The sequence below is a fragment of the Pedobacter sp. KH_004 genome (assembly GCF_057840755.1).
Genome location: NZ_CM174519.1, coordinates 2,306,888 through 2,333,132, shown reverse-complemented (window position 1 = coordinate 2,333,132; position 26,245 = coordinate 2,306,888). Strand labels below are relative to the sequence as shown.

Genomic DNA, 26,245 nt, shown 5'->3' with positions numbered 1-26,245 from the left:
AAGCAGTGGAAATTTCGAATATTTTACCTGATTCAAATCGTTTTTTAACCTTTCTAATGTCTTTTGTATGAATTACTTATAAAGAAAGATAAGTAGTGGGGTTTCGGTAGTTATCTTTAGAAGCCCATTAGCGGGTGAAGGATTAATATTATCAGATAAGTACTAACCAATACTACAAAAACCAAAAAACTCCCTGCCTTATATAAGAAACAGGGAGTTAGAAATGAGATTTAAACAACACTATTTAACTGCCCACTCGTGGACACCCGCTGCATGCTCTGCCGGCAGTTGTATCTCCATCCTCAAAGCAGTTGTATTCACAGGTTTAAATTTTGCGATGTTAAATTTATCTTTACTAATTTCTAGAGGGGAAATCATTTCTACTGGAAGCCATTGATCTCCATTTTTGTAAAACAGTTTATAAGATGCTGGAATTCTGCATCCGCCCCACGGACTATCATCATACCAATATATTTTTGATTCGCTGACATTTTGCGTTGAAGCAAAATCGTATTGGATAAACTCTTTGGTATTTTTTGCAGGCCACCAATGCAGGTAAGGATAATTGGTATCTTTTGAATCTGCCGGCTCATACTGATCCTTAATTGCAGCGAACATTCTGCTGTTTTTAACTGATGATGACACTTTACTCATGCTTGCCACAGTTGGTGCAGGTTTTGGTTTTGCGGCCGATTGCTCATAAGGAATCCAAACGGTCATCTCACTTGGGCCTCGGTTTGCCCAGGCATAATAGGGTATGGCATTCACATTTTGATTTGAAATCAGCAAACGATCACTGTTAAGCTGTCTTTTAGTACTTTGCCCCGGAATACTAATCACATCAACACCATTTAAAAGGTTTGCCTGGTATGCTGTAGTAGCTACTGCATTTTTATCGATCATAATATTTTGCACTACACTATCCCTGTTATCAGGCCCTTCAAGACAGTAAACAATCGGGCCACGTTGCAACACAAATCGCGAGGCATCATCTTTAACATTTCGGTTGGCAACCACTTTATTAGTCTCCATAGGAAGAACCAAAGCAATGCGGTCTCCTTTTTTCCATTTTCTGCTGATGATGGCATAACCTTTTTCAGTATTGAAAGTAATTGATTTACCGTTAAGCGCTATGGTTATAGGTGTATCCTTTTTATCTAAAAATGAATATAGATCACCAGGAGCGGCCTCTCGATTCGCCCATCCAGGTAATCTTAACCTTAAGGTAAAATCAGCCGTTTTTTCCGGGTTAATCGTTAAGTCAACATTGCCTTTCCAGGGATAATCTGTTTCTTGAACAACTTCCACATCAGTTGACTCAAGTCCAATTTTACTGGTATTTCCCATGTAAAGGTTTACATAAAGTTCATTCTTGTTTTGTGCATATACATAACCAGGTAATGAGGGTAAAAATCTTGCCATGTTGCTAATGCAACAGGCACAACTAATCCATGCACTACGCTGATGTTGAAACATAGATGCCAGCGGATTGGGATAAAAAAAACGATCGCCACTTAAGGAAACGCCTGATAAAAGACCATTATAAAGCGTTTTTTCTAATACATCAATATATTTTGAATCACCGTGCAACAGGAACATCCGTTCGTTCCAATAAACGTTGCCAATGGCTGCGCATGTTTCTGCATAGGCAGACATGTTTGGCAGTTGGTATGCTTCGCCGAAAGCTTCGCCAGCACCAGTAGCACCAATACCACCTGTAATGTAGAGTTTTTTGTTAACTACATCTCCCCAAATGTCATCAATCGCAGAAAGATATTGAGTGTCGCCGGTCAAGGCTGCTATATCAGCCATTCCTGTGTACATATAAGCAGCTCTTACGGCATGGCCAACAGCTTCGTGTTGCTCAATAACCTTCTTATGTGCCTGATTATATGGATCGCCTTTTGGCCCCCTTATATCAAGAAAGAATTTAGCCAGTTCCAGATATTTTTGATTATTGGTGATCCGATACATCTTTGATAAACCAATCTCCACAATTTGGTGACCTGGATAAGCTGCAATTTTGCCTTTGCCAAAGGTTTTAACCAATAAATCAGCATTTTTTATGGCAATATTTAAGAAATTATTTTTTCCGGTTGCCTCATAATGCGCCACTGCAGCTTCATATAAATGCCCGGCATTATAAAGTTCGTGGCTTAAAATTTCTTCCTTCTCCCAACGTTTAGCACCGATCCATTCATGCGGTTTCTTAGCATTTACAGTTCTGAAGGTGAATAAATATCCATCTGGTTCCTGTGCTTCACCAATAATGGTAATTAGGGTATCAATATAGGCTTCTAGTTTAGGATTAGGTTTATTCTGTATCGCATATGACGCACCTTCAATTGCTTTGTAAACATCAGTATCATCAAACGGAAATTCACTCATTTTATCCCCGCTTAACTTTTTTCCTGCCCTTAAAAAATTATCCATACGGCCATTTGCCCTGCATTGCGCAATTACATAAGGAATGGTAACATTAGCATTTACCTCCATTTTTGGTTGCCAAAAGTGATCATGTACGTGAACTTTGGTAAACGCTACAGGTTGTATAGGATAATCTTTTCTCTGAGCAGAAAGATTTAATCCCATTAAAAGAATGAATAACAGGGTGATAATTGCTTTTTCCGGTTTTTTTTTCATTATTGGTTAGGTAGTTTTATTAATCGGTAAGATCTTGAATGTTGTTGTTTTCTGACAACATGCTTATGACACTGCACGTTATTTTTATTTTAAAATGTTATGCGATTAGCTGATCGAGCCTGTAGTTTCACGACACTAAAATAATTTGTTTCTGAGTAAACGGGTTAATGATAATTGACAATAGATAGCTATATTTTAACAATTTGATGGGAACGATTTAATTTCAATTACAACCACTGATAGGTAAGATTATCAACAGTTTTTTAAGTTTTTTTCCATCTGTTCGGTTGAGAAAGTGGTTGTATCTTGTCTATAGCCTGTTAATAAAAAAGCCTTATCCTATTAGATAAAGCTTTTAATTGAAGCGGGATGAACTTTTTACCCGAATTACCTAATGATTTAACTTACAGGTATTTATTATCTATACAACTGCTAACTTTTTGACATCAATTCCGTTGTTCATGGCGTTTGTGTTGCCCATTACCAGTTACTTTTTCTTCTCTTCGCGGGCGGGTTCCTGCATTTTTTCCATTTGCGCTGCCTGCATACTATCGGGCGTGATGTTACCCATGGCTACGGTCATTTTGTTTTTGAAACCTTAAACCACCATATCCTGGCCAGCGAGCAGGGCTTCGTAACCGTCTTTTGCCACTTTTGCAGCATCATCTAGATTACCCTCTTGCACAATTTTGGATTCAAGCATGTCAGCTTTGTTGAAGAAATCTGTATCGGTTGGGCCAGGCAGCAGTGAAGTAACAGTTACGCCGGTATCTTTTAATTCCCTTCTTATAGATTCACTAAAGGAGTGTACGAATGCTTTTGTACCATGATAAACTGCTTGATATGGCCCCGGCGCTTTACTGGCAATGGATGCTACATTCAAGATTTTGCCAGTCCCACGGGCAACCATGTCTTTTGCATAATATTTAGTAAGGGAAACCAGCGATGAAATGTTGAGCTGTATAATGTCTAATTCACGTTCCAGATCATTCTCAATGAACTTTCCATAAACACCCTGACCGGCATCATTGACCAATACATCCACTTCATATCCTTTTTGTTTAATTTCTTCGTATAAATCAGTCGCTGCATCTGGCTGAAAAAGATCTTTACTGATGCCGCAGACTTCGATACCGTTTTGTTTTAGGAGGCTTTCAGCTTCGGCTAATTTTTCCTCCTCTCTTGCTACGATAATCAGGTTGTGACCATCCTGAGCAAATAGTTTTGCCAATTCTAAACCGATGCCGCTACTGGCTCCGGTAATTAGTGTGAAAAGTTTTGTGTGTTCCATGTCTCGATTGTTGATATTAAGTCAACATGGTGAAATAAAAAAAAGTTTTATCGGATTTTTTTGAGGAGATCAATGTCGGTAGCATCTATCGGTAAAACTTGGATTTAAAATCTGATTCGAAATGTAATTTGAACCCGCAATTAAGGAGGAAGCAGGAATAAAACTATAGTGTTTTAACCGCACTGTGTTTGGCGATCATTGATTTTAGCTTTGGCCAAACGTTATCTGCTATGATTTGATAACCTGCTGCCAGGGGATGAACCCCATCAAACATATTGAGGTGTTTTTTCCCTTCTACGCCTTCCAATAAAAATGGGAACAGTTCGCAATTATTTTCCTGTGCAAGTTCCTGATAGATGGTGCGGTAGCCTGGAGCACGGTTCTCCGGAATCCATGCTGGAAGCCTCATGCCTAAAATTAAAATATCTGCTTTGGGATATTTAGTCTTTACTTTAGTTAGGATTTGCTGCATATTGGTTTTCAGGATATTAGCCTGATGACCTCTGAGTAAATCGTTGGCGCCAAGCTCTAACACGAAAATGTCGATTTCCTGATTCAATGCGGCATCAATCCGGTTTAAACCAGTGGTGGAGGTATCGCCACTCAGTCCGGCATTGATGACCTGAAAGTTCCAGTTCTCTGCTGCAATTTTCTCGCTGAGCCGTGCGGGTAAAGATTCCCGCAGTGGATCTTTCAAGCCGTATCCAGCAGTTAAACTATCGCCAAAAAATAAAATTACAGGCATTGTTTAACGTTTAGATTTACTCAGTAGCATAATTCCGGCAGCAATGGCCAGTACACCGAGAGAGAGATATTTATGATGGGCTCGTGGTTTACCAGGTATTCCCCAGCCGCCATGTACAGCGTTGCCATATTTTACGGTATTGAAAATATTTCCATTAGTAGCGGGAAGCTCAGCCGCATTTTTTAAATATCCTGATATTACATAGCCAGCTATTCCCCTTGTTAAGCCTGGGGCGAGTGCGTACGCATAACGCAAAAAGATGGCTGTACTGCCCATCATTGTCGATGGTTGTGGCTGGCGTGAAATTTTCAAAACGTCTGCAGCAATTCGGCTGGGATCGTATACTGGTGGTGCAGGTTTTAGCTGTCTGCCTGTATAGTTTGCGGCATGCTGGATGCCTGGAGTATCAAGAAAGGCAGGGAAGGCGTCGCATACATGAATGTTTTTGAAAGCAGAAAGTTCCGCTTTCAGTGCGGCGCTAAATCCACGCAGGCCAAATTTACTGGCAGAGTAACCTACCCCATAAGGAACCGGTAAAAATCCACCTATGGATATATTGTTGATCAAGATGCCGTAGCCTTGTTTTTTGAAGTAAGGGAGGATGGCATGTGCGCCATTCATGTAGCCTAACAAGTTTGTTTTTATCACTTGTTCGGTTACTTCCATGGGTGTTTTGTCGAATTCGCCCACCGCGAGCACGCCTGCATTATTAATCCATACGTCAATCGTATTTCCAAAATCGGCCGCTGCCGCTGCCAGATTAATCACATCATGATATTGAGCGGTATCAGTTTGGATACATTTAACTTTCGCCCCAAGAGTTTCACATTCTTCGGCAAGCTCTTGTAAGGCAGCCATATTTCTCGAAGCCAGGATGAGTTGATCGCTATTCGCCGCGAACGCAAGTGCAATGGCTCTTCCCACACCACTTGATGCGCCGGTAATGACAACAGTTCTTTTTTTATCGGTCATATCATTACAACCAGTGGCCAATATAAATTGTTTAGAAAATGGCTGCTACGGCATCAAAAAGCAAAACTACTTTGTTTAATTGAAAACTTTTGATGACGGGAAATTGGCTTAGTCTATTTGTAGTTTAGGAAATATTAATGGCATTTCAAAGCAATAGCCTCATACATTTGTTATCCATTTATGGTGATGTTATCAGAAATATCAAAAGCCATCTTAGCTGAGGCGGATAAACGTGGACCAGATAAAAGTACCTGTCCTTCGGAGATTGCCCGTATGCTTTTTGGTGATGACTGGCGAAAGGAGATGGGGAAGGTGCGGGACGTGGCTATCGGTTTGCATCGGAAAGGTAAGGTAGTGATCACACAAAAAGGAGTACCTGTTGATTTGGATCATATCAAAGGGCCAGTACGAATCAAAATTAGCCAGACGGAAAATATCAACGACTAATGTTTGTTCGCGGTTACCCGCTGCACAAAACAAAAGCTTCGTCCTTTCGGAGAAGCTTTTGTTGGTTGAAATGATATCGGTGATCAGTTTTTAGTTGAAATCCATTACATTAATTCATCAAAGTGAATAGGTAACTTATAGATTCTTTTGCCAGTTGCATTAAAAATTGCATTCGAAATGGCTGCGGGCATTCCTACCAGACCAATCTCACCCACACCCTTAGTACCAATTTCGTTAATTAATTCATCTTTTTCTTCTACGAAAATAACCTCCAACTGGCCGATATCGGCATGTACAGGGATATGGTATTCGCCGAGATTGGTGTTCATATACTTGCCGAGGTTGTGATCCATAAAGGTCTCTTCGTGCAGTGCTTTACTTATCCCCCAAACCATTGATCCAGATATTTGACTGGCAGCAGTTTTAGGGTTAATTATTTTTCCGGCAGCTACCGCAGTTACCGCTCTGGTTACCATAACGGTGCCGAGATCTTGATCTACCTCTACCTCGACAAAAGAAGCGCTGTGGGTGGCCAAACTGTATTTTCGAAGTTTTAGCATGTGCGGTTTGCCCATATTGGTGGTTTTAATGGCTTTGCCATTGTTAAAGGCAATAATGTTTTTTAGGGATACGAACACATTGGGCTGATCTTTTAAATGCATGTTTCCTGCGCTGAAAAATACCACCCCATCTTCCGAATTTTTAAACGGAGAATCTGGCATTTTTGCCGCTTTTTTCAATAGTTTTTTGCGCAGTGCTTTTGCCGCTACCACGATGGCTACTCCGGTAGATGAAGTAATGGACGAACCACCCTGGAACATCGAGAATGGCTTTTTGCTGTCGCCATAATTGAAATCTACCTCTTCCAGCGAAAGACCAAGCTCGTCTGCTGCAATTTGAGTCATCACAGTTAGTGTACCTGTACCAATATCGGTTGTGGCGTTGTTTAATACCATCCGTCCGTCTTTGGTAATCATGGCTTCTACCCGTGCAGGAAACTGAAAGGCATCCCAGATTCCTGTAGCCATCCCGTAACCTACCCATTTATTTCCACGCTTCGTAGATCGGGGTTCAGGATTTCGGTTGCTCCATCCAAATTTATCTGCGGCCTGAAGATAGCAATCGCGAAGGGCTTTGCTGGTGTAAGGTTTATTGCTCGATGGATCGATCTCCGAATAATTGATTAGGCGAAATTCTAAGGGATCAATTTTAAGCTTGTGTGCGAGTTCATCCATAGTGCATTCAATGGCATGCATGCCTGTGCATCCACCCGGTGCCCGCATGTCAAGCGGCGTATACACGTCAAGGGGAACCACTTTATGATCGAAAAGCGTATTTGGAGCAGGGTAAAGTTTATGGCTCCAGTTGGCAATCGCTTCTGTATAGTCTTCAAAATTGGAGGTTTCAGAAAAAACGCTATGGCCCAGGGCGGTAACGTTACCTTCTACATCACTGGCGAAGCGCAGGTTTTGTTTCACCGGGGGGCGATGGCTAAAAAAGAACATTTGTTTACGCTCTAATACCACACGAACATTTCTTTTAAGGTGAAGAGCAGCCATCACACAGAGGAAGAGCTGGTATTGCGGACGGAGGCCAGAACCAAAACCACCACCAACGAACGGAGCCAATACCCTTACGTCTTTATAGTGTAAACCGAAAATGTTGGCCACATAGAGCTGGTTATTAATGGTACCTTGTGTTTTATCGTAGATCGTTAATTTCCCTTTTCCTTCGTATATCGTTGTTGTGGCAAACAGTTCGATGGGGTTGTGGTGCTCTGTACCATGCTGGAAGGTTGCAGCAACTTTTACAGGTGCCTGTTCAAAAGAATTCAGGAAATCGCCTGTTGGTGGGGGTGGAGGCGGTTTCAAAGCTGTGGCAAATCCTTTTTTTGCGGAACGGCCATTTGGAATATTGTTTTCCAGATCGGTTTGGAAAGTTTCCTGCTCGTACTCAAAAATAACTTGCGTGGAGGCGTATCTAGCCGTTTCGTAGCTCTCGGCCACTACCAGGGCGATGGGTTGCCCGTTGTAAAGAATATTTTCATCGGCCAGTGGTTTAAAAACCGTTCCTGGCGGCGCATCCATATCGGTATATTGTAAATCAAACCAGGCCAGTTTTGTACGGTTTTTATGTGAAAGGACATCTACCACACCGGGGATAGCCATTGCTTGAGTGATATCGATATTGATAATCTTCCCTTTGGTTATCGGGCTGCTCACTACATAACCATGAAGCAAATTATCTGCTTCATATTCTGCGGCATATTTTGCCTGACCTGTTACTTTTAGCTTTCCTTCTAAGCGGCTAACGGGTTGACCAACATTTTTGTTAAAATCCATTTTTGTTCATTTGTAGTTTAAGCAGATGGTTTCGCTCCCGGAAGCTGCGATTGAGGGTTTAACGCCATGAGGCCATTGCGAATAATCGCTTTTTTAGCGAGGGCGATTTTAAAGTCGTTATGGCCGTAACCTTTTGCATCTCTTAAAATAATATCAGCCGCGGCGGCAAAATTTGATTCATTTGCACTTTTACCCATCAGGAAATTTTCTGCTTCTGTTGAACGCCAGGGTTTATGTGCTACACCACCAAGTGCGATTCTCACCTCTTTTATCCTATCTCCATCCATTTCTAATGCAGTAGCAACTGAAACGAGTGCAAAGGCATAAGAATGTCTGTCGCGAAGTTTGAGGTAAGAATAGTTTTGGGCGAAACCTTTATCTGGGAGATCTATTGATGTGATGAGTTCGCCAGGTTGGAGGTTATTATCCAAATCTGGCCGATCGCCTGGCATACGATGGAAATCTGCGAAAGCAATGGTTCTCTTTCCTTCGGGGCCTTCTACATTAACCAGCGCATTTAAGGCGGCGAGCGCCACGCACATATCCGATGGGAAAACCGCAATACAATGATCACTCGTTCCTAATATTGCATGGATTCTGTTGTATCCCTCTTTGGCAGGGCAGCCCGAACCTGGATTTCTTTTGTTACAAGGCACATCAGGATCGTAAAAATAGTAACAACGGGTGCGTTGCAATAAGTTGCCACCATTACTTGCCATGTTTCTAATTTGAGCAGATGCGCCGGCAAGAATGGCTTTAGAAAGTAGGGGATACTTGTTCTCAATGATGGGATGATAGGCGGTATCGGCATTTTTGAAATTGGCGCCAAGTCTAACTCCTCCATTCGGCAGTTCTTCAATGTCTGCGAGACCATGAATTCGGTTGATGTCTACCAGTCCGCTTGGGTTGGTGAGGTTATATTTCCAAAGGTCTAGTAAATTGGTGCCACCAGCTAAAAACTTTGTGTTATCTTGTTCACTGATGAGGTTAATGGCTGTAGCAATATCTTCAGCTTGCTTGTATTCGAAGTTATTCATGGTCGCCTCCTGCTTTTACCTCCATAATGGCATCGATGATGCCAATGTTAGCGCCACAGCGACAGAGATTTCCACTCATCAGCTCTTTTACTTCCTCTCTGGTTTGCGCTTTTCCTTCTTTAATCAGTCCAATAGCACTGCAAAGTTGGCCGGGAGTACAGTAACCACATTGAAAAGCATCATGATCGATAAATGCCTGTTGTATTGGATGCAATTCGTTGCCATGAGCGATGCCTTCCACAGTAGTAATCTCGGAGCCGTTTTTCATTACAGCAAGAGTGAGGCAGCTTAAGATTCGCTTATCATCGCATATAACTGTACATGCCCCACATTGGCCGTGATCGCAACCTTTTTTAGTCCCTGTTAAATTTAAATGGTCTCTCAAACCATCCAAAAGGCTAACCCAAGGTTGCACCTGAAGAATTTTTTGTTCACCGTTTACGGTCAGGTTTACCGAACAGTCGCCTTGCTTTAAATGGTTAAGGTTTTGCGTTTCGCTTCGCATCATGCTGAATTGTTAGTGGTAGGTACTCATTTGCTAACATTCAAAAACGCGGATAAGTTTGAGCTTTTTAAGTTTCTTTAACAATTATATCCTTACAAATGGTCTTTCGATGCTTTGAACAGTATTAGGTAAATTCCTCATAAGAAAAGATTTTTTAAAGCAATTTATCTGGAGTAATCGGAAGTGAACGAACCCGTTTGCCAGTGGCATTGAAAACAGCATTTGCTACTGCGGCGGCTACCCCCACAATTCCTACTTCGCCAATTCCTTTTACGCCCATTTTATTTGGAATGAAATCCTTTTCATTGATAAACATAGCATCGAGATCACCAATATCGAGGTTAGTAGGCACGTGGTAATCTGCAAAAGAACGGGTTGCAAAATTTCCGTAACGTGGATCGATGATGGATTCTTCGGTTAATGCCATACCAATGCCCCAAACAATACCGCCAATAATCTGCGATCGGGCAGTTTTAGGGTTCAGGATTTTTCCAGCACCCGTTACGGCTAAGAAACGCGTAACCTTCACCATCCCATTTACGCTATTTACCCTTACCTCGGCGAAGTTGGCGTTAAAGCTATGGGCAGAATACTTTTCTGCTTCTGCTGGTGCTTTAGAGTCTGACCGGGTTTGGAAATCGGCTATATTTTCTGAAATCATCAGATCGGCTGCTGTCGGTCTCACGAAAAACTGTTTGCCAGACTTCATCAATAATTCATCGGTAATTTTGATGCAGGCATCGTTAACAGCGTTTGCAAAACTCGATGCGCCTACAGAACCTACTGAGCCTGCCGCAGGGGGCAAATCAGAATCACCAAGTTTCACATTGATTTGCTTTACCGGCAAACCCAATCCATCGGCGGCGGTTTGTGCCAATATGGTATTGGTTCCGGTTCCTAAATCTGAGGCGGCAATTTCTATGGTTGCATACACTACTTTGTTTTTTAAACTGAGTTTGATTACGGCTGAGCTATCCCTTTGCCTGGCCGGGTAGGTGCCACAGGCTACGCCATAACCGATCAAATCATCGCCAATTTTATTTGTGCCTGGTTCAGGTTTTCTTTTCGCCCATCCAAAAGCTTTTGCACCTTCCTGCAAACATTTAACGGTTGTTCTGGATGACCAGGGTTTTCCGTTGGAAGGATCTTTTGCGGGTTCATTTTTTATTCTCAATTCAATGGGATCCATTTTTAAAGTGTACGCCAATTCGTCCATTGCCGATTCGAGCGCAAAACTTCCTGTCGATTTTCCCGGGCCACGGGTATAAGTAGGCAAGATGAGGTTCATGGGAACCACGCGGTAACTGATTAAACTGTTCGGAACTTCATACATCACTTTTGTACAATCTCCGCAGGGCTCGATATATTCACTATCTACCGCAGTGTGCGAAATTGTTTCGTGTGCGAGCGTGAGCAGCTTGCCTTCTCTGGTTGCGCCTATACTTAATTGTTGTATGTTTCTTTGGCGTAAACCTACCGAGTTGAACATTTGTTGTCTGGTAAGCGCCAATTTTACTGGCCGGCCAACCATTTTAGCGGCTACAGCTGTCAGTACTAAGTTTGCCCATTGTCCACCTTTCGAACCAAAGCCGCCACCAATAAATGGCGAAATGATTCTGACCTGTTCTGGTTTGATATTTAATGTAGCTGCCGCAGCGGTTTGAGCACCGTTTATAATTTGTGATCCATTATATAGTGTTACCTGGTCGCCCTCCCATACCGCTACTGTAGCATGTGGCTCCATTGGATGGTGGTGTTCAATTGGCGTTTCGTAGCTCGCCTCTATTTTAACTTCCGCATCTGCGAGTGCTGATTTTCCTGCCCCCCGTACTAAATCGGCCAATTCCTTTCCCTTAGGCATTTCAGGTGTTTTGGCGAGTTTGTTAAAGTCGATTTTTTCTTCTTTCTGATTGTATTCTACTGTAATTAAATGAGCAGCTGCAGTAGCCTGTTCAAAAGTTTCGGCTACCACTATTCCAATGTGCTGGCCATGAAAAATAATTTCTGGACTCTGCAACAGCGCACCGCCCCGCAAACCTCCTTTGGTATTTAAGGGCAGAATATTCTCATGGGTAATTATTTTGATCACACCCGGATATTTCTGCGCTTCTGTACTCCCGATACTTTTTATTTTACCTGCAGCAATGGTGCTTTTAAACAATACCGCGTAGGCCATATTCTTTGCGGGATAATCTGTGGCATAAGTGGCTTTACCTGTAATTTTCAAAATCCCGTCGATGCGGTTTATCCCTTTGCCAATGGATTTGTTGCTGTCTTCCATATTCTACAATTAAATATTTCCTTTGAAAGCTGTTTCCAGCGCATTGATCAAAGCTTTTTTACCCATTTCTATTTTAAACTTATTGTGTGCTAAAGGCTGTGCCAACGCCATTTCGGCTTCGGCAGCTATTGCAAAGTTGGCGGCAGTTGCAGCTTTGTCTTTTAAATAGGCTTCAGCATTTAGTGCTCTCCAGGGTTTATGTGCTACGCCACCCATTGCAATACTGGCAGTTTTGATTGTATTCCCATTTAACGTTAAACCGGCAGCAACGGAAACCAAAGCAAAAGCATATGAATTTCGATCACGTATTTTAATGTAGGCTGAGTGTTCGGCGAAATCATTTTTCGGCACTTCAATAGCTGTGATCAGTTCACCATGTTGGAGGCTATTGTCTTTTTCGGGGTGGGCCCCTGGAAGGATATGAAAATCTTGAAAAGGAATAATGCGTTCCCTTTCACTACTTAGCACTTTAACATTGGCGTTTAAAGCGGAAAGGGCAATGGACATATCTGAGGGATAAACTGCTACACATTCTCGTGTCCAACCAAAAATGGCATGCATCCTATTAAATCCTTCAAGCGCAGCACAGCCGCTTCCTGGATTCCTCTTGTTACAAGGCATAGCGATATCATAAAAATAGCTGCAGCGGGTTCTTTGTAATAGATTTCCGCCATTCGTAGCCATATTTCTAATTTGCGCAGAAGCACCAGCGAGTATCGCCTTACTAAGCACGGGAAAGTTTTTACGGATAAGCGGATGGTTTGCCGTCTCGGTATTTTTGGCTAAAGCACCCAAAGAAATCCCTGAAGCAGTTGCTTTAATTTCTTTTAGCGAGAGTTTTCCAATATCAATAATTTCATTTGGAAGGGCAACATGCTCTTTCATTAAATCGAGCAGATTGGTTCCTCCACCCAAAAAGGCAGCATCGGTATTTTTGTTGATTAAGGTAATTGCCTCAGCTGGATTATTTACGGCACTAAATTTAAAGGGTTTCATAACTGCGTCGGGTTAATCGGTAAATAGCCAGTTTTGCGGAATATTTTTGCCAGTTTGGGATTCCTTTATTGCGGCAACAATGTTTGGATAAGCACCACATCGGCAAATATTTCCCGACATACGCTCTGCAATTTCTTCATCGGAGAGTATAATAGATTTTCGATCAGTACTTAATTTTTTTGTTGCAAAGCTTGCCTGTCCTTCTTTAGCTTCTTTCATCAACGCTACGGCAGAGCAAATTTGTCCTGGTGTACAAAAGCCACATTGAAAACCATCATGTTTAAGAAAGGCCGCTTGCATGGGGTTGAGTTCGTTATCTTTTGCAAGGCCTTCAATGGTGATTACGGATTTTCCCTGGCAGGTTGCAGCTAAAGTGAGGCATGACAGAACGCGTTGGCCATCTACAATTACCGTACATGCACCACACTGGCCATGATCGCAGCCTTTTTTTGAGCCGGTTAAACCTATTCTTTCCCGAAGTGTATCCAGCAAGGTCATTCGCGAATCGACAAGTACATTGCGGGGAATAGAGTTCACCTTGAAATTTACCGTAACGCCATTTTCAATTGCTTCGGGTATCAAGTCAGGAATATCTTCCATTTCCACAGCCCTGGCAAAAAGTTGTTCTGCGCCGAGGGCATAACTTGCCAATAAACCAGCAGTGGCCAGGCCCATTAGTTTTACAAAGTGACGGCGGTTAAATCCGGAGTGAAGTACATCTTCTAACTCTTCGGGCATGAGGTCGCCAAAAAGTCGGTGCTCTTCGGGGGTTAGCTTTGTTTTGTTGTTTTTCATGTTGCTGTTTTCAGGTTAAAACAGTTGATATCGCGTTGATTAGACAACACCAATGAAGTTTAAACAGCAGTGTTGGATTATGGTTTTACTTCCCATAAAAAATGTGCGTTTCTCTTAAGGCTGAAGTAATGTTGATGACTTACCCTGTGAAGTAATTAGCGATGGTGCGAAATGCTGATAATAAGCAAGCAATACAATGGAATAATATAACGCCATAACGAAATGAAGTCAGTTTTTATTCTTTCGGGTTTAGGTTTATAACAGCAAAAAAAACCTCTTCTCACAACCTGAAATTTAACGGTTGCAAGAAGAGGTTTGAAGCTTTAAAAATTTCAATGGGCTTTAAGGCTGTCCTCCGCCGCCCATAGCGCCATAAATTTGGCCTGTCGAATAACTTGCGCTATTATCAGCCAACTGAACATAAATTGAAGCAAGCTCCGCCGGTTGCCCAGGTCTGCCCATTGGGGTTGCTTTTCCAAATTCCATCAATTTTTCATTGGTGGCGCCGCCTCCAACTTGTAATGGTGTCCATATTGGTCCTGGTGCTACACCATTTACCCGCACGCCTTTTGGAGTTAAAAATTTTGCTAATGAACGTACTGTACTGGTGTTTGCTGCTTTGGTTTGAGCATAGTCAAACAATTCTGGTGAAGGATCATTTGCCTGTTCTGAAGTAGTAACGATAATGCTCGATCCGGGTTTAAGATGTGGAATTGAAGCCTTAAGCAACCAGAAAGGACCATAAATATTTGTTTTCATTGTGGCATCAAAATCTTCGGTGCTAATATCCAGGATTGATGGTTTTGTTTGCTGTCGGGCGGCGTTACTTACTACAATGTCTAATCCGCCTAAGCGTTTTACACTGTCATCCACCAACTTTTTACAGAAAGATTCTTCTCTTAAATCGCCAGGAATGGCAAATCCTTTTCTGCCAGCTTTGGTGATCAGCGCAATTACCTCTTTAGCATCTTCTTCCTCTGCGGGCAAATAATTAATCACTATATCTGCACCCTCGCGGGCAAAAGCAATGGCTGCGGCTCTACCCATCCCCGAATCGCCACCGGTAATGAGTGCTTTTCTTCCAGCTAAACGTCCTGAACCTTTGTATGATTCCTCGCCATGATCTGGCCTTGGATCCATTTTGCTGGCTAAACCTGGAAAAGGTTGCTGTTGCGGTTTAAAAGGCGGACGCGGATACTTGGTTGTCGGATCTTGAAGTGCAGCTGCTGCAGCGCCAGTTAGAGGGACTCCGTCGGCACCGAAAACTGGCGAAACGGCCAGTCCCGCTAAGCCAACGCCGAGGCCTGTTACTGCCTGCCGCCTTGTTATTAATTCGTTTTTCATGTGATATATTTTAGGTAGATGTTTATGTTTTCAAATAGATTTCTGTACACTTGATTTTTAAAATCTCATTGCAATGGATCTTACATTAATGACACCGACCAATTGAAAAAGGTTTTATAAATGAGGCTGTAATTCATTCTTGGTTGGAGTATAGGAAGCTTTTATCCATTTGCAGATTCAGATTAACGTTGTTCATTGAAGAGTTGGGGCAGCCTGATTTAACGTTAATGATAATTTTTACGCAAACCATAGAAGGTCTTATTTGTTTGTTACCAAAATTACTTATGAAGAAAATCGACCTACCCAAATGGACAATTGCGCTCCCAATAATTAGTGTCATCGTATATTTATTTAGCGGTAACGATTCAAGTGTCTATCTAAAAGTTGCTTTGGCCGCATTGTTAATAGGTAGTGTTTTAGCATCAGTTCATCATGCAGAAGTAATCGCCCATAAAGTTGGCGAGCCCTTTGGTACCATCATACTTGCCCTGGCCATTACTACCATTGAGGTTGGCTTAATTGTTTCTTTAATGCTTGCCGGTGGCGAACAAACCCGCTCTCTAGCGAGAGATACCGTTTTTGCCGCCGTAATGATTATCCTTACCGCTATCGTGGGCATCTGCTTACTGCGTGGAGGAATCAAATTCAAAGAACAACTTTATAAATTACAGGGTGTAAATGCTGCTTTAATTACGCTGGCGGCTATTTTAGTGCTTACTTTAATTCTTCCAAATTATACCATTAGTGGTGCAGTAGGAGAATATACGGTAAGTCAGCTCGTGTTTGTTTCCATTGTTTCGCTCGTTTTATACGGCGGTTTTATTTTTATGCAAACCGTGAGACATCGGGATTATTTTTTACCCAAAGATACCAGCTCGGAAGACGAGCATGTGGAAGCGCCCAATGGGATCACCGCAGGTAGCAGTATGGTTTTACTGGTGATAAGTCTGGTCGCCGTTGTGTTGCTGGCTAAATATCTATCGAAAGATATAGAAGTGATGGTAATTAGTTTAGGTGCTCCTCAATCGGTCGTGGGCGTAATTATTGCGGCAATTGTGCTTTTGCCAGAAGGAATGGCTGCTTATCGGGCAGTAAAATCTGATCGTTTGCAAACCAGTTTAAACCTCGCTTTGGGATCTGCTTTGGCAAGTATTGGCTTGACCATCCCTGCAGTAGCTACCGTTTCTATTGTATTCGGCATGCCCATTACCCTCGGTATCGACATGAGTTCGACGGTATTGCTTTTGCTGGCCATGATTACCATTATGTTTTCGTTGGCTACCGGCAAAACCAATGCCCAGCAGGGTGTAGTGCTTTTGGTAATCTTTGCTTCCTATTTATTTTATACCATTGTTCCTTAGATATTGTTGATAGATTCATCATCATGATTTAGAGTAGGGAACCGTATTAATCAGGATAGAAATACGCAGAACTTTATTGTTTCCATCATGTTGTAAATCTGATACTAAGAATTTACACCCTTTATGGATTCCACACTTCATCTAAAGTCCGAACTCTGCTTTCCCGAATCTCCAAACTCGTTTTTGCGATTATCCGTAATCGTTCCGGCAAAAAACGAAGCACAGTTTATTGTCTCGACGCTTCATGCGCTTCGAAAACAATTCGACGATTTTGGAAATCCTGTTTCGCATCAGCTTTATGAGGTTTTAGTGTTGGCTAACAATTGCAGTGACGAGACATTCGAGATTTGTAAAAGGTATCAGCAGGAATTTCCAGGGTTTAACTTATATGTTCAATGTTTAGAATTGAATAAGGATGTAGCTCATATTGGTACGGCCAGACGGCTCCTGATGGATGCTGCATTTTCTCGTTTGAATCAGGTTGCCGGAAATAAAGGCATCATCGTATCAACCGATGCAGATAGCGAAGTTGACGGCTGCTGGATACATCATATCCTGACCGAAATGGAGCAAGGAGTAGATGTTGTAGGAGGACGAATTATTCCAAGCGATACACCCAACTTATCAAAAATTCATCACTTGAGAGATGTCACCTATCGGTTTTTGAAAACGAGGATGGAGGCAGAAATCGATCCTTGTGTGAAAAATCCCTGGCCAAGACACTTCCAATGTTATGGTCCGAGCCTAGCCGTTACCTGCGATATTTATGAAAGGGCTGGAAGAATTCCGGCTATTCCTTTTTTGGAAGACGAAGAGTTTAGAAAGGCACTTAAAAGGGTAGATGCCATTATGCGCCATTCGCCAAAGGTTCGCGTTTATACTTCTTCACGCTTGCAAGGGAGAGTAGATTTTGGGTTTTCCGTTCAGCTTCAGCAATGGGAAAATATGAGTTTGAAAAGAGAAGAACAAATGGTAGAATCGTTGGAAACGGTTATGACTAAGTTCTCCTTCAAAAAGGAATTAAGGCAATTGTGGGAAAGTGCCAAAGCGGATAGGCAGGTTATTCGTGATATTAATTTAATGGCTTTTAAACTTCATTTCGATAGCGACGCATTACTGGCATTGATTAATGAACATCAATATTTCGAATCACTCTGGGAGCTAATGGAACAGCATTTAACCGAAAATTTTCCCGATTTATTAGTGTTGATCCCGATATCAGAAGCAATAGCAGATTTCAGAAATTATTTTGCAGCACAAACGACTGTTGATAGCGAGGAAACTGAATTGAATGATATAGCCATGGCAGTTTAAAATGAGCATATCTGTTTTAACCATAGTAAAAGGTCGAGCCGGTGCCTTGAACAATTTAATTAAAGGCTTGGCTGCGAATACTATTTTGGCTGACGAGCTTGTTATTGTATTTATGAATGAGCCTGAGCGTAACCTTCCAGATACGCCGTTTATTATTAAGCAGTTTTCTTTTTCACATCGTGAAGATTTGCCATTGGCCGCGGCCAGAAATTTTGCGGCTAAAAATGCAGCAGGAGATAGGTTGATTTTTTTGGATGTGGATTGCATTCCCTCATCGCTCCTCGTAGAGACGTATCTCAATAATTTTCAAGTGGGCTTTTTAGTAAATGGTGAAGTTCGTTATCTACAAAATGGCTTTGATAGACATGCAGATTGGTTTTCGGAGCTGGAGGCAAGCAGTGAACCAGACCCCATTAGGTTTGGAATGACAACACTACCACACGAACTATTTTGGTCGCTTAATTTTGGATGTTTTGCAGAAGATTACAGGAAAATTGAAGGTTTTGATGAAAGGTTTGCAGGTTATGGAGCAGAAGATACTGACTTCGCCTTTACCGCCAGGGAACAGGCAGTCGGTATGAAATTAATAGCTGCATTAGCCTATCACCAATATCACGAGCAGTACAAACCACCGCTTAATCATTTCGATGATACCGTACGTAATGCCAAAGTATTTTTCAAAAAATGGAAAAAATGGCCCATGGAAGGGTGGTTGAAAAGCTTTGTTAATTTGGGTCTTATCACCTGGGATAACGATCAACTTCGTATCCTCAGAAAGCCTAATCAACAAGAAATATTAAAAGCCAGAAAAGTTTAAGATTTAAAGAATTTGTTGCCGGTGTTCACAATGGCTTTGGCCATATTATCGATGGCGTTTGGTAAAATTACATCGCTCCAATCTGGTTCCTCTCGAATAATTTGATCAAAAATATCTTGCCATTTGGTACGCCACAAGTCATCTCTACTAACAATATAAATTCCTCGCCGCCCGGCTACTGCTTCTGCTTTTTGTTCTTGTTCGGCAAAAGGCCTCGATTCAGGAATGCCGATAAACCGTTTATTTAAGGTAGCCACTTCCATCACAGTGTTATGACCGGTATTGCCAATAATAATACTGACAGATTCCAATAACGCTTGCGGATGATCAACTCTTCCATGCCAGAAAATGTTGGCGTTTTCATCATCTTTTATCTCCTCCCCAATAACATGGAAAATAAGAGTCGGAGATTGTTGAGCAATGTGTTTGATTAAACTGGCATTTATAGAAGTGCCGCCAGCACCGATGAGAATGGCGATTTCATTTTCCTTCACTTCATGTCTTCCATCAGGAATGAACCTGGAAAATCCGCCAGTGAAAAATGTTTTATCGTATACCCAATCGCGCGCGCCAACATAAAGTGATTCAGAAAATGGTGCGAGGATCAACCCTGCACTTTGAAATGCCATTAAGTGTGGCAAATCATTTCGCTTTCCATGCTGCGCCATTACGATGGTAGGGATGCCGCACAAACGGGCGAATAAAGTAATTTCTACTGAAACATCCACCACTAAAATCATCGATGATTCTTTCTTAAAAACGTTGGACATTATTGCCATTCTATTTCTTATGCCAGGTACATTCAGTGGCGCATAGTGAAAGGTTCCGGGAAGTGTATCGTTTGGCCCTTCGTCAAGACTTGCATCATCGAAATCTAGCGGTAAATGAATGAGTGTTACATTTGGTAAACTAGCAAGATCTACCGTTTGTAGAGCGCTTCCAAACAAAATGATTTTATGATCAGGAAGTGCTTTTACTATTTGTATGGTGCGCATCCAATGGCCTGAGCCATGATGGTGAACATAAAATGCGATGGTGAAAGGCATCAGTTTAATTTTTGTAACACGTCTAATCGATAGTCTGTAGTGGCGCTGTGGTGTAGGCGAGAAAACCCCTGATCTGTAAAGCAATTGTGTACTTCATCTCCAGTTAAGGGATAGTCGGCCACAAAATGGGTCCAGTGGACCAAAACCAGGATCCCATTCTGATTTAGGGCATTTGATATTTTTGCTCTTGTCAAGAGAAGATCCTCCATAGAGAGATAATAACCTACCTCACTCATTAAGATTAGATCGAAATTCCCTTCTGGAAAAGCTGTAGGAATGCCGCCCAATCGAAATTCGACATTCGAAACAGATTTAAGGCGTTCTTTTGCTTGAGTTAAAGCCGTATTGCTGATATCAATTGCCACAAGATGGTTGGAAAGTGTTGCAATCTTCTCGGTTAAAACGCCAATAGAGCAGCCAATTTCTAATGCTTTATTATAACTGCCGGCTGGGATAGCTGCAATGGTAGCATTATATTTTTCTTCTTCATATTTACTTGTTTCAAAATTCCATGGATCCCGATTTTTCGAATACATCTCTTCAAAATAATTTTCGGATAAGGTGGCCTCCGGATTGATTTTTTTTCGCTCCATGAAATACTCTCGCTCCGTTAAAAAATTGTCAATTACATCTGGTAACAAGATAAAACCATTTGGATCATCATCGATTAAGTGGCTTACCTGCGATTGGTGCGCATTGATACATTTTACCTTAAGCGGTAAATAATTGCTCACCTCAAGCGCTAACAATTCCCCTTCATCGAGCTTCGGTATATCTTCTTCTATGGCATTTTCATAAAGCCAAATGGGATATTCCCAGATTTTGGGGCGACCAATTTTCGATTGTTCAAGCGCAGAAATAAGCAGTTGATGCGTTGCTCTATGATCACAATGTGGATCCAACTCATAGGGAACCAGGATCAGGTCGGGTTTAATTTGTGTCAAATCTGCACATAGCCGATCAACTAATTCTATAAATCCTGGCGCTCCTTTTCCGGGCATTGCTGCATCTTCAGCACCATAAAATCGCCAGTTTTCTTCTTTTGTACCCAATAAATTTAAGGCATTTTTAAGCTCTGATAACCTAAGTTCAGCCAGTTTTTCTGCTGGATATTTTCGCGAATCTGGATGAGATTTGCTTCCATCTGTGGTGAGAATAATAACAACTTCCACATTCAGGCTAATCAAGGTAGCAATAAGTCCGGCACAAGCCAAAGATTCATCATCGGGATGAGGGACCATGACCAGGCAAGTGCTATAGTTTTTTAAATCTTGTGGGGCTACGGAAATGGCAGTTTTCCAAAATTTTTGTTTATCGAAAGGATTATTCATGAAAAGCTGATGGATTATTGATAAAAAATTTTGCAACATTAAGTCGGGTTGCATCTGGTGCTGGCTGCCTTAAATAAAAGGTCAGGTCGCGGAAAATTCGACCCAGATTTCCAGTTTCCATCAACCCCCTTGCCCCAACACATCTGTTGCTGTTATCCATCACGGTGAGGCAAATTTCCTCAATATTTACCCTTGTCATATTGGCAAAGGCAATCAGGTCTTCATCATGATTACCTTCGTTTACCCAACTATCGAAATATTTACCAGCCTGCTCCAGCCACAAACGACCTGACATTACCGCCGACATGATACACGACAGCCGCAATTGCTGGAAAGGATCGTCGGTTCGATTTAACTCTTTGAGGTAATTAGCGGTATGTTCCGCGATGGCTTCTGCTCCACCAAGTTGTACGGCAGCAAAACGAATAGCTCCTCCATTAAAATAAGGCTGTTTTAAATAAATACCAGGTTCGCCCAATAGTTCCGAATCATCTAACTGGTATCCACTAAAATCTACGGTATAACTCCCAGAAGCCTTCATTCCAAGGGGTTTCCAACTCTCTTTATCTATCTGATCCTTGGAAATTCGATCCATATCAATAATAGCCATCTGCCAACCATCTCTTTCAACAGTCTTAATGTTGCCGGTAATAAGTGCTTTATTAACCAGCATTGCACCGGAACAAAATGTCTTACTCCCGGCTATTTCCAGCTGGCTATTTGTTTCTGTGTACTGGATTCCATTCTGATTTTGCGTATTCCAAATGCCAAAAATATCGCCGTTTTCTACTACCCCATTGTACCATTTATGGCGTTGATGAGGAGTTGCATATAAATGAATAAGGTACAAGGTATTGATATGACCCTCAAAAATTCGACCTACGGAAAGGTTTGCTTTGCCAATATCCTTTAGCAGTTGCAATAAGGCTGGCGTATTTGGACGGCTGAAATCCAGGGCATGATCTGGTAAAACCAGCTCCAGTGCACCGCAGTTATGTAACAATTCAAATTCTTTTACAGGGCCGTTTGGGTCATTTTCAGTTTCAGCCGCCATGGCTTCAATTTCGATGAGAACTTGTCTAAACCGAAACCAATCAAAAGTTGTAGGTTCTGCTAGGGTATCATTCTCAAGTTTCATCCGGCGTATTTTAGGTTTTTCCTTTTTTCGGCTACTTCTTCCATAAAGCACACATAATTTGCTATCATTTTATCGAAACTAAATTTTTCATTGGCATACTCATGAATGTATTTTCTATCTAGCTTCGTCACGTTTTTTAGGGCTTCAGCTAATCCCTCAGTATCTCCAAAATCGACCAAGATGCCCGTTTCTGGAGCAACCAACTCAGGCAATGCGCCCATTTTAAAACCGGCAATAGGAGTACCACAGGCCATCGCTTCTGCAACTACAAAACCAAAGGGTTCTTCCCAACATGGCGTAATCAGGCAAGCGCTGGCCTGGCAAATTTCTTTACTTAATTGCTCATGATTCAATAGCCCAAGCAATTTGATATCATCACCTAAAAGCGGTTTAATTTCTTTGTCGAAGTATTTTTGATCGGCGATGCCGCCTGCAACATGTAATGGTATTCCGGCAGTTCTCGCCGCTGCAATAGCCAGGTGCAATCCTTTATCAGGATGAATTCTTCCGAACCAAAGTGCATGTTTTGCTATGATTGTGCTCGGATTAAAAGGCCACTCAGCTAACTTAATTCCATTTAATATGACGGCACAGTCTGATACTACATCACTCCAATTTCGGGCATTTTGCTGCGATACGGTGATGTATTCAATTACTGGCTGGCGGCGCTCGGCTTCGATTGCCATTTTAAGTTCGTAAAAAGGTGGCGTGTGCAAAACCGTTATCATCGGCGTTTCCAGCGTAGCAGCCATGGTGATGGGAATGTAGTGGAGGCTATTATTAAAAATAACGTCGAGTTCATAATCATCAATATGCATCATCAGGTTAAAATAAGCATGGTGCTCTGCTATATATTCTGATGGAAGATCCTTTTGCTTTTTTCTAACCTTAATTTTTTTATCGTAATATTCATCAGAATAGATGGGTTCTAAAGGCAAGGTTTGATCTGATGCATCGCTGGCAAAAAGTATAACTTCGTGCCCCAGGGCTTGCAAGCTTTTGGTTACCTGATGGGTAAAAACTTCAAGGCCGCCAGCAAAGGGCGCAACAATAGGATGCTTGAGATGCGCTATGATTCCAATTTTCATAAATATAGGACACAGTTAATGTTTTGTATAAAGACTACATGAATAAAAGAAGAAAGTTTTCCATTTGCCACAATATCTTCGGTACAAACATTTGAGGAATATATTGAAACTGTTTGTTTGCAATAATTATGGTGTATTTTGCTAACTGCAAATCAGTTTGGCCATAAACGATGTTATAACGCTATGATGAACCCGATGATTTCGCAAAATAACCGCAATTTGCAATTTCAACCAGGCTTAGCTATCAAAGAGGCGCTTTTTTATCATTATGGAGGTGAAATCAGTTCTATCCGGTTTCAGTCGCCTCACCTTATTTCGATCCGTTTCCGATCTCTGATAGCATACGGCGTTGATGAGCGTATAAAAAAAATTGTCTTCGACATGCAGTTGAAAGCAACAAATAACTTTACTTTCGCTATTTACCAGGCGGAGGTTTTTCGTTTTCAGTTTTCAATTAATAATTTTGGTGATTCGGTTTATGATTTCGATACTTATCTTCCCAAAACCACTTATTTTTAGGGGAGAAGAATGCCCATGTTAATTGATTCGCCTATTTATCAGTTGGAGAAAGCAGATTCAAATCCAAATTTGGAAACATCCGTCAATACTGCTCTAAAATCAAACACCAATAATCCTAAACTCCCCAAAGCCACGGTTGGATTATTGGTTTTTTTTGGCTTATTAAAATTTACGCTTCATGTGTTCTTTCTTCCGCGGTACGGATTACATGCCGATGAGTTGTACTACATCCATTTAGGGAAAGATTTTCAATGGGGATTCCCGGATATTTCTCCATTAGTTACCTGGGTAGCGGGCCTATCGGCAAAATTATTTGGCGATAGTGTTGCGGCATGGCGCATTATTCCCACGTTGTTTTCTAGTTTCACGGTAGTGCTCACTGGTTTAATAGCACATTATTTAGGTGCTAAAAGGCTAGGGATTATTGTCGCTTGTTTGGCAATAATCTGGTCGCCGTCTTTTTTAGCCACCTCTTATCTGTTGCAACCCGTAGTTTTTGATGAATTTTTGTGGACGCTTTTTGCGTTTGTGCTTTTACGTTATTTTCAAACCCAAAAACCGACTTACTTATTGCTCTCTGGTGCGGTACTTGGCATCGGGATGTTAAATAAGTATACCATCTTCATGTATTTGGTGACGCTTGGCCTAGGCTCGCTTATCGTTTTTAAAGAGCGTTTAAAGGTGGGATTGCCTGCACTGACTGGTGCTTCCATTCTTTTCCTTATTATGATGATGCCCAACATTTTATGGCAGGCACAACATGGTTTTCCTGTTTTTAATTTTTTAGGTTTAGTGGGTCAACAAGCTTTTGTTTTAAACATCCCCGATTATTTATTTCAGCTCGTATTTTTTCATGGTGCCGGCGTTTCTGTGTGGATGGCGGGTTTTCTATACCTGTTGCTATCCAAAAAGGGTGGACGATATTTGTTAATCTGGCCTATATCAACATTGCTTTTGGTGGTGGCTTTGGCCTTGTTGAAAGGCAAACTGTATTATGGCTTAGGTATGTTTCCTTTTCTATTTGCTGCGGGTGGATATTGCTGGGAAATCATGCTAACCAGGTTGAGCCGACTGAAGAAGACCATCTTTCTGTTGATGATCTCATTATTTGGAATATTAAGTTTGCCTTTGGTCATTCCGATATTATCGATGGGCAATTGCCGAACATATATCAGGCAAATGGTGGCATTAACCAGTTTTTCTCGGCCTATGACTTGGGAAGATGGTTCTCAGGGCTCGATACCACAGTTTTTTGCTGATATGTCTGGCTGGGAAATCGCTGCAAATAAAGTTGGTTTAGCCGTAAATGAAATCGAAAATCAACCTGAAAAATATATTTTGACTGATGATTACGCTATTGCAGGCGCCCTGAAACGATATGTAAAGGTCAATAACTTGCAGATTATCTCGGCCAGCAATAGTTTCATTTTAGAATCTCCACCCGAGTTGATTGGCACTTCGTTGATTTACCTTTCTAAAGAACCCATTTCAAAAGTTGAGCAAATGGCCCAGGGGGTTAGTTTTATAGAAGCGTTGGATGTGGAGAATTCACATTTGAAAGGAGTTAATATTTACGTTTTAACTCGTGTAAACGAAAATTTTAATGAAGTTTACCAGCTGAAAAGAAATCAATTTTATCCTTATGCAGCTGGAAAAAGTACAAGCCTCTATAAGCCCAACCTTGGTTTTTGGTTTACGGTTAACAATTGGTTTACCGACTAATAGATTGTAAGTACCGATAGAGAAGCGTGGCACAATGGCTCACTGTTGCAGCGATGATTTCTGATTTATTGCCGTCGAATTTTATTCGCTCTGCAAAGATAGGCGCACCCTGAAAGCTGCCATATATAAACATCGTGCCTACCGGTTTACTTTCACTTTCGCTACCACCAGGACAAGTTAGTCCTGTTACCCCAATATGAATGTCGGCTTTGATAATTTTACTTAAGCCAAAGGTTATCTTTTCCGTAACCTCCATACTTTCTGGTGTATACTTTTCAATAAGTTCATGGTCAACGTGAAGCATGTCTTCTTTAATGCAGGCGTCATAACAAACTACACCACCTTTTAAAAATTTTCCAGCATCTTCAATTAGAGAAAAATCAGCTGATAATCTTCCGGCAGTGGCGCTTTCAGCAAATGCAATGGTAAAATCATGCGCTATTAACAGTTCGCCAATCTTCTCGTATAAATTTTTATTGTCCATTTTTAAGTCTGAAAATATTTTTCCAAA

The 26,245-nt window shown here is 41.6% G+C and carries 22 protein-coding genes; 6 read left to right on the top strand and 16 right to left on the bottom strand.

The genetic code is table 11. From position 1 onward, the window contains the following. Nucleotides 1–240 precede the first annotated feature (240 nt). The 4 genes from AC3ITD_RS10030 to AC3ITD_RS10015 all read right to left on the bottom strand — a co-directional run bounded on the left by AC3ITD_RS10030 (nt 241) and on the right by AC3ITD_RS10015 (nt 5,651). Nucleotides 241–2,643, bottom strand: coding sequence for a glycoside hydrolase family 127 protein (locus tag AC3ITD_RS10030; RefSeq protein ID WP_489366147.1), 2,403 nt, complete (start codon nt 2,641–2,643; stop codon nt 241–243). Nucleotides 2,644–3,241: 598 nt separating this feature from the next. Continuing rightward, entirely contained in the window at nt 3,242–3,934 is a 693-nt protein-coding gene (locus AC3ITD_RS10025) for an SDR family NAD(P)-dependent oxidoreductase (RefSeq protein ID WP_489366145.1), read from the bottom strand. A gap of 163 nt (nt 3,935–4,097) precedes the next feature. Continuing rightward, on the bottom strand, nt 4,098–4,679 hold the full coding sequence (locus AC3ITD_RS10020) for an arylesterase (protein ID WP_489366143.1): 582 nt from the start codon (nt 4,677–4,679) through the stop codon (nt 4,098–4,100). Between the two features lie 3 nt (nt 4,680–4,682). Continuing rightward, nucleotides 4,683–5,651, bottom strand: a complete 969-nt coding sequence (locus tag AC3ITD_RS10015; protein WP_489366141.1) for an SDR family oxidoreductase — start codon at nt 5,649–5,651, stop codon at nt 4,683–4,685. Nucleotides 5,652–5,837: 186 nt separating this feature from the next. Here AC3ITD_RS10015 and AC3ITD_RS10010 point away from each other — a divergent pair, with 186 nt between their 5' ends. Continuing rightward, nucleotides 5,838–6,098 carry a DUF3253 domain-containing protein gene (locus tag AC3ITD_RS10010; RefSeq protein WP_489366139.1) on the top strand — a complete coding sequence of 87 codons (261 nt, stop codon included), beginning with the start codon at nt 5,838–5,840 and terminating at the stop codon, nt 6,096–6,098. Nucleotides 6,099–6,202: 104 nt separating this feature from the next. Here the strand turns inward: AC3ITD_RS10010 and AC3ITD_RS10005 are convergent, their stop codons facing one another. The 7 genes from AC3ITD_RS10005 to AC3ITD_RS09975 all read right to left on the bottom strand — a co-directional run bounded on the left by AC3ITD_RS10005 (nt 6,203) and on the right by AC3ITD_RS09975 (nt 15,398). Continuing rightward, nucleotides 6,203–8,440 carry a xanthine dehydrogenase family protein molybdopterin-binding subunit gene (locus AC3ITD_RS10005; RefSeq protein WP_489366137.1) on the bottom strand — a complete coding sequence of 746 codons (2,238 nt, stop codon included), beginning with the start codon at nt 8,438–8,440 and terminating at the stop codon, nt 6,203–6,205. A 17-nt stretch (nt 8,441–8,457) separates the two neighbouring features. After that, nucleotides 8,458–9,477, bottom strand: a complete 1,020-nt coding sequence (locus AC3ITD_RS10000) for an FAD binding domain-containing protein (RefSeq protein ID WP_489366135.1) — start codon at nt 9,475–9,477, stop codon at nt 8,458–8,460. Further along, entirely contained in the window at nt 9,470–9,985 is a 516-nt protein-coding gene (locus AC3ITD_RS09995; RefSeq protein ID WP_489366133.1) for a (2Fe-2S)-binding protein, read from the bottom strand. The genes AC3ITD_RS10000 and AC3ITD_RS09995 overlap by 8 nt, the downstream gene beginning before the upstream one ends. 151 nt (nt 9,986–10,136) lie before the next feature. Continuing rightward, a complete protein-coding gene (locus AC3ITD_RS09990) occupies nt 10,137–12,263 on the bottom strand; it encodes a xanthine dehydrogenase family protein molybdopterin-binding subunit (protein ID WP_489366131.1) in 2,127 nt (708 codons plus the stop codon). Between the two features lie 9 nt (nt 12,264–12,272). After that, nucleotides 12,273–13,259 (bottom strand): FAD binding domain-containing protein, encoded by a 987-nt coding sequence (locus AC3ITD_RS09985; protein ID WP_489366129.1) that lies wholly within the window; start codon nt 13,257–13,259, stop codon nt 12,273–12,275. Nucleotides 13,260–13,271: 12 nt separating this feature from the next. Further along, a complete protein-coding gene (locus tag AC3ITD_RS09980) occupies nt 13,272–14,054 on the bottom strand; it encodes a (2Fe-2S)-binding protein (RefSeq protein WP_489366127.1) in 783 nt (260 codons plus the stop codon). A gap of 342 nt (nt 14,055–14,396) precedes the next feature. Then, nucleotides 14,397–15,398, bottom strand: coding sequence for an SDR family oxidoreductase (locus AC3ITD_RS09975; protein ID WP_489366125.1), 1,002 nt, complete (start codon nt 15,396–15,398; stop codon nt 14,397–14,399). Nucleotides 15,399–15,682: 284 nt separating this feature from the next. Between AC3ITD_RS09975 and AC3ITD_RS09970 the strand changes: the two genes are divergently transcribed. The 3 genes from AC3ITD_RS09970 to AC3ITD_RS09960 all read left to right on the top strand — a co-directional run bounded on the left by AC3ITD_RS09970 (nt 15,683) and on the right by AC3ITD_RS09960 (nt 18,890). Continuing rightward, on the top strand, nt 15,683–16,759 hold the full coding sequence (locus AC3ITD_RS09970) for a calcium:cation antiporter (protein ID WP_489366123.1): 1,077 nt from the start codon (nt 15,683–15,685) through the stop codon (nt 16,757–16,759). A gap of 123 nt (nt 16,760–16,882) precedes the next feature. Next, nucleotides 16,883–18,073: a glycosyltransferase family 2 protein gene (locus tag AC3ITD_RS09965; RefSeq protein WP_489366121.1), complete on the top strand. Its 1,191-nt coding sequence runs from the start codon at nt 16,883–16,885 to the stop codon at nt 18,071–18,073. 1 nt (nt 18,074) lies between these two features. Beyond that, nucleotides 18,075–18,890 (top strand): glycosyltransferase family 2 protein, encoded by an 816-nt coding sequence (locus AC3ITD_RS09960; protein WP_489366119.1) that lies wholly within the window; start codon nt 18,075–18,077, stop codon nt 18,888–18,890. Here AC3ITD_RS09960 and AC3ITD_RS09955 read toward each other — a convergent pair. Genes AC3ITD_RS09955 through AC3ITD_RS09940 form a run of 4 tightly spaced genes read right to left on the bottom strand, consistent with a single transcriptional unit; the run spans nt 18,887 to nt 23,493 of the window. Continuing rightward, nucleotides 18,887–19,936: a glycosyltransferase gene (locus AC3ITD_RS09955; RefSeq protein ID WP_489366117.1), complete on the bottom strand. Its 1,050-nt coding sequence runs from the start codon at nt 19,934–19,936 to the stop codon at nt 18,887–18,889. The two genes, AC3ITD_RS09960 and AC3ITD_RS09955, sit on opposite strands and share 4 nt — an antisense overlap. Then, nucleotides 19,936–21,267: a PIG-L family deacetylase gene (locus AC3ITD_RS09950; protein ID WP_489366115.1), complete on the bottom strand. Its 1,332-nt coding sequence runs from the start codon at nt 21,265–21,267 to the stop codon at nt 19,936–19,938. The genes AC3ITD_RS09955 and AC3ITD_RS09950 overlap by 1 nt, the downstream gene beginning before the upstream one ends. Further along, a complete protein-coding gene (locus tag AC3ITD_RS09945) occupies nt 21,260–22,405 on the bottom strand; it encodes an acyl-CoA dehydrogenase family protein (RefSeq protein WP_489366113.1) in 1,146 nt (381 codons plus the stop codon). Before AC3ITD_RS09945 ends, AC3ITD_RS09950 begins: the two co-directional genes overlap by 8 nt. Next, on the bottom strand, nt 22,402–23,493 hold the full coding sequence (locus AC3ITD_RS09940; protein ID WP_489366111.1) for a glycosyltransferase family 4 protein: 1,092 nt from the start codon (nt 23,491–23,493) through the stop codon (nt 22,402–22,404). The genes AC3ITD_RS09945 and AC3ITD_RS09940 overlap by 4 nt, the downstream gene beginning before the upstream one ends. A 183-nt stretch (nt 23,494–23,676) precedes the next feature. Here AC3ITD_RS09940 and AC3ITD_RS09935 point away from each other — a divergent pair, with 183 nt between their 5' ends. After that, nucleotides 23,677–24,012, top strand: coding sequence for a hypothetical protein (locus AC3ITD_RS09935; protein WP_489366109.1), 336 nt, complete (start codon nt 23,677–23,679; stop codon nt 24,010–24,012). 9 nt (nt 24,013–24,021) lie between these two features. After that, nucleotides 24,022–25,734: an ArnT family glycosyltransferase gene (locus tag AC3ITD_RS09930; protein WP_489366107.1), complete on the top strand. Its 1,713-nt coding sequence runs from the start codon at nt 24,022–24,024 to the stop codon at nt 25,732–25,734. Here the strand turns inward: AC3ITD_RS09930 and AC3ITD_RS09925 are convergent. Further along, nucleotides 25,724–26,218 carry a CinA family protein gene (locus AC3ITD_RS09925; RefSeq protein WP_489366105.1) on the bottom strand — a complete coding sequence of 165 codons (495 nt, stop codon included), beginning with the start codon at nt 26,216–26,218 and terminating at the stop codon, nt 25,724–25,726. The two genes, AC3ITD_RS09930 and AC3ITD_RS09925, sit on opposite strands and share 11 nt — an antisense overlap. Between the last annotated feature and the right edge of the window lie 27 nt (nt 26,219–26,245).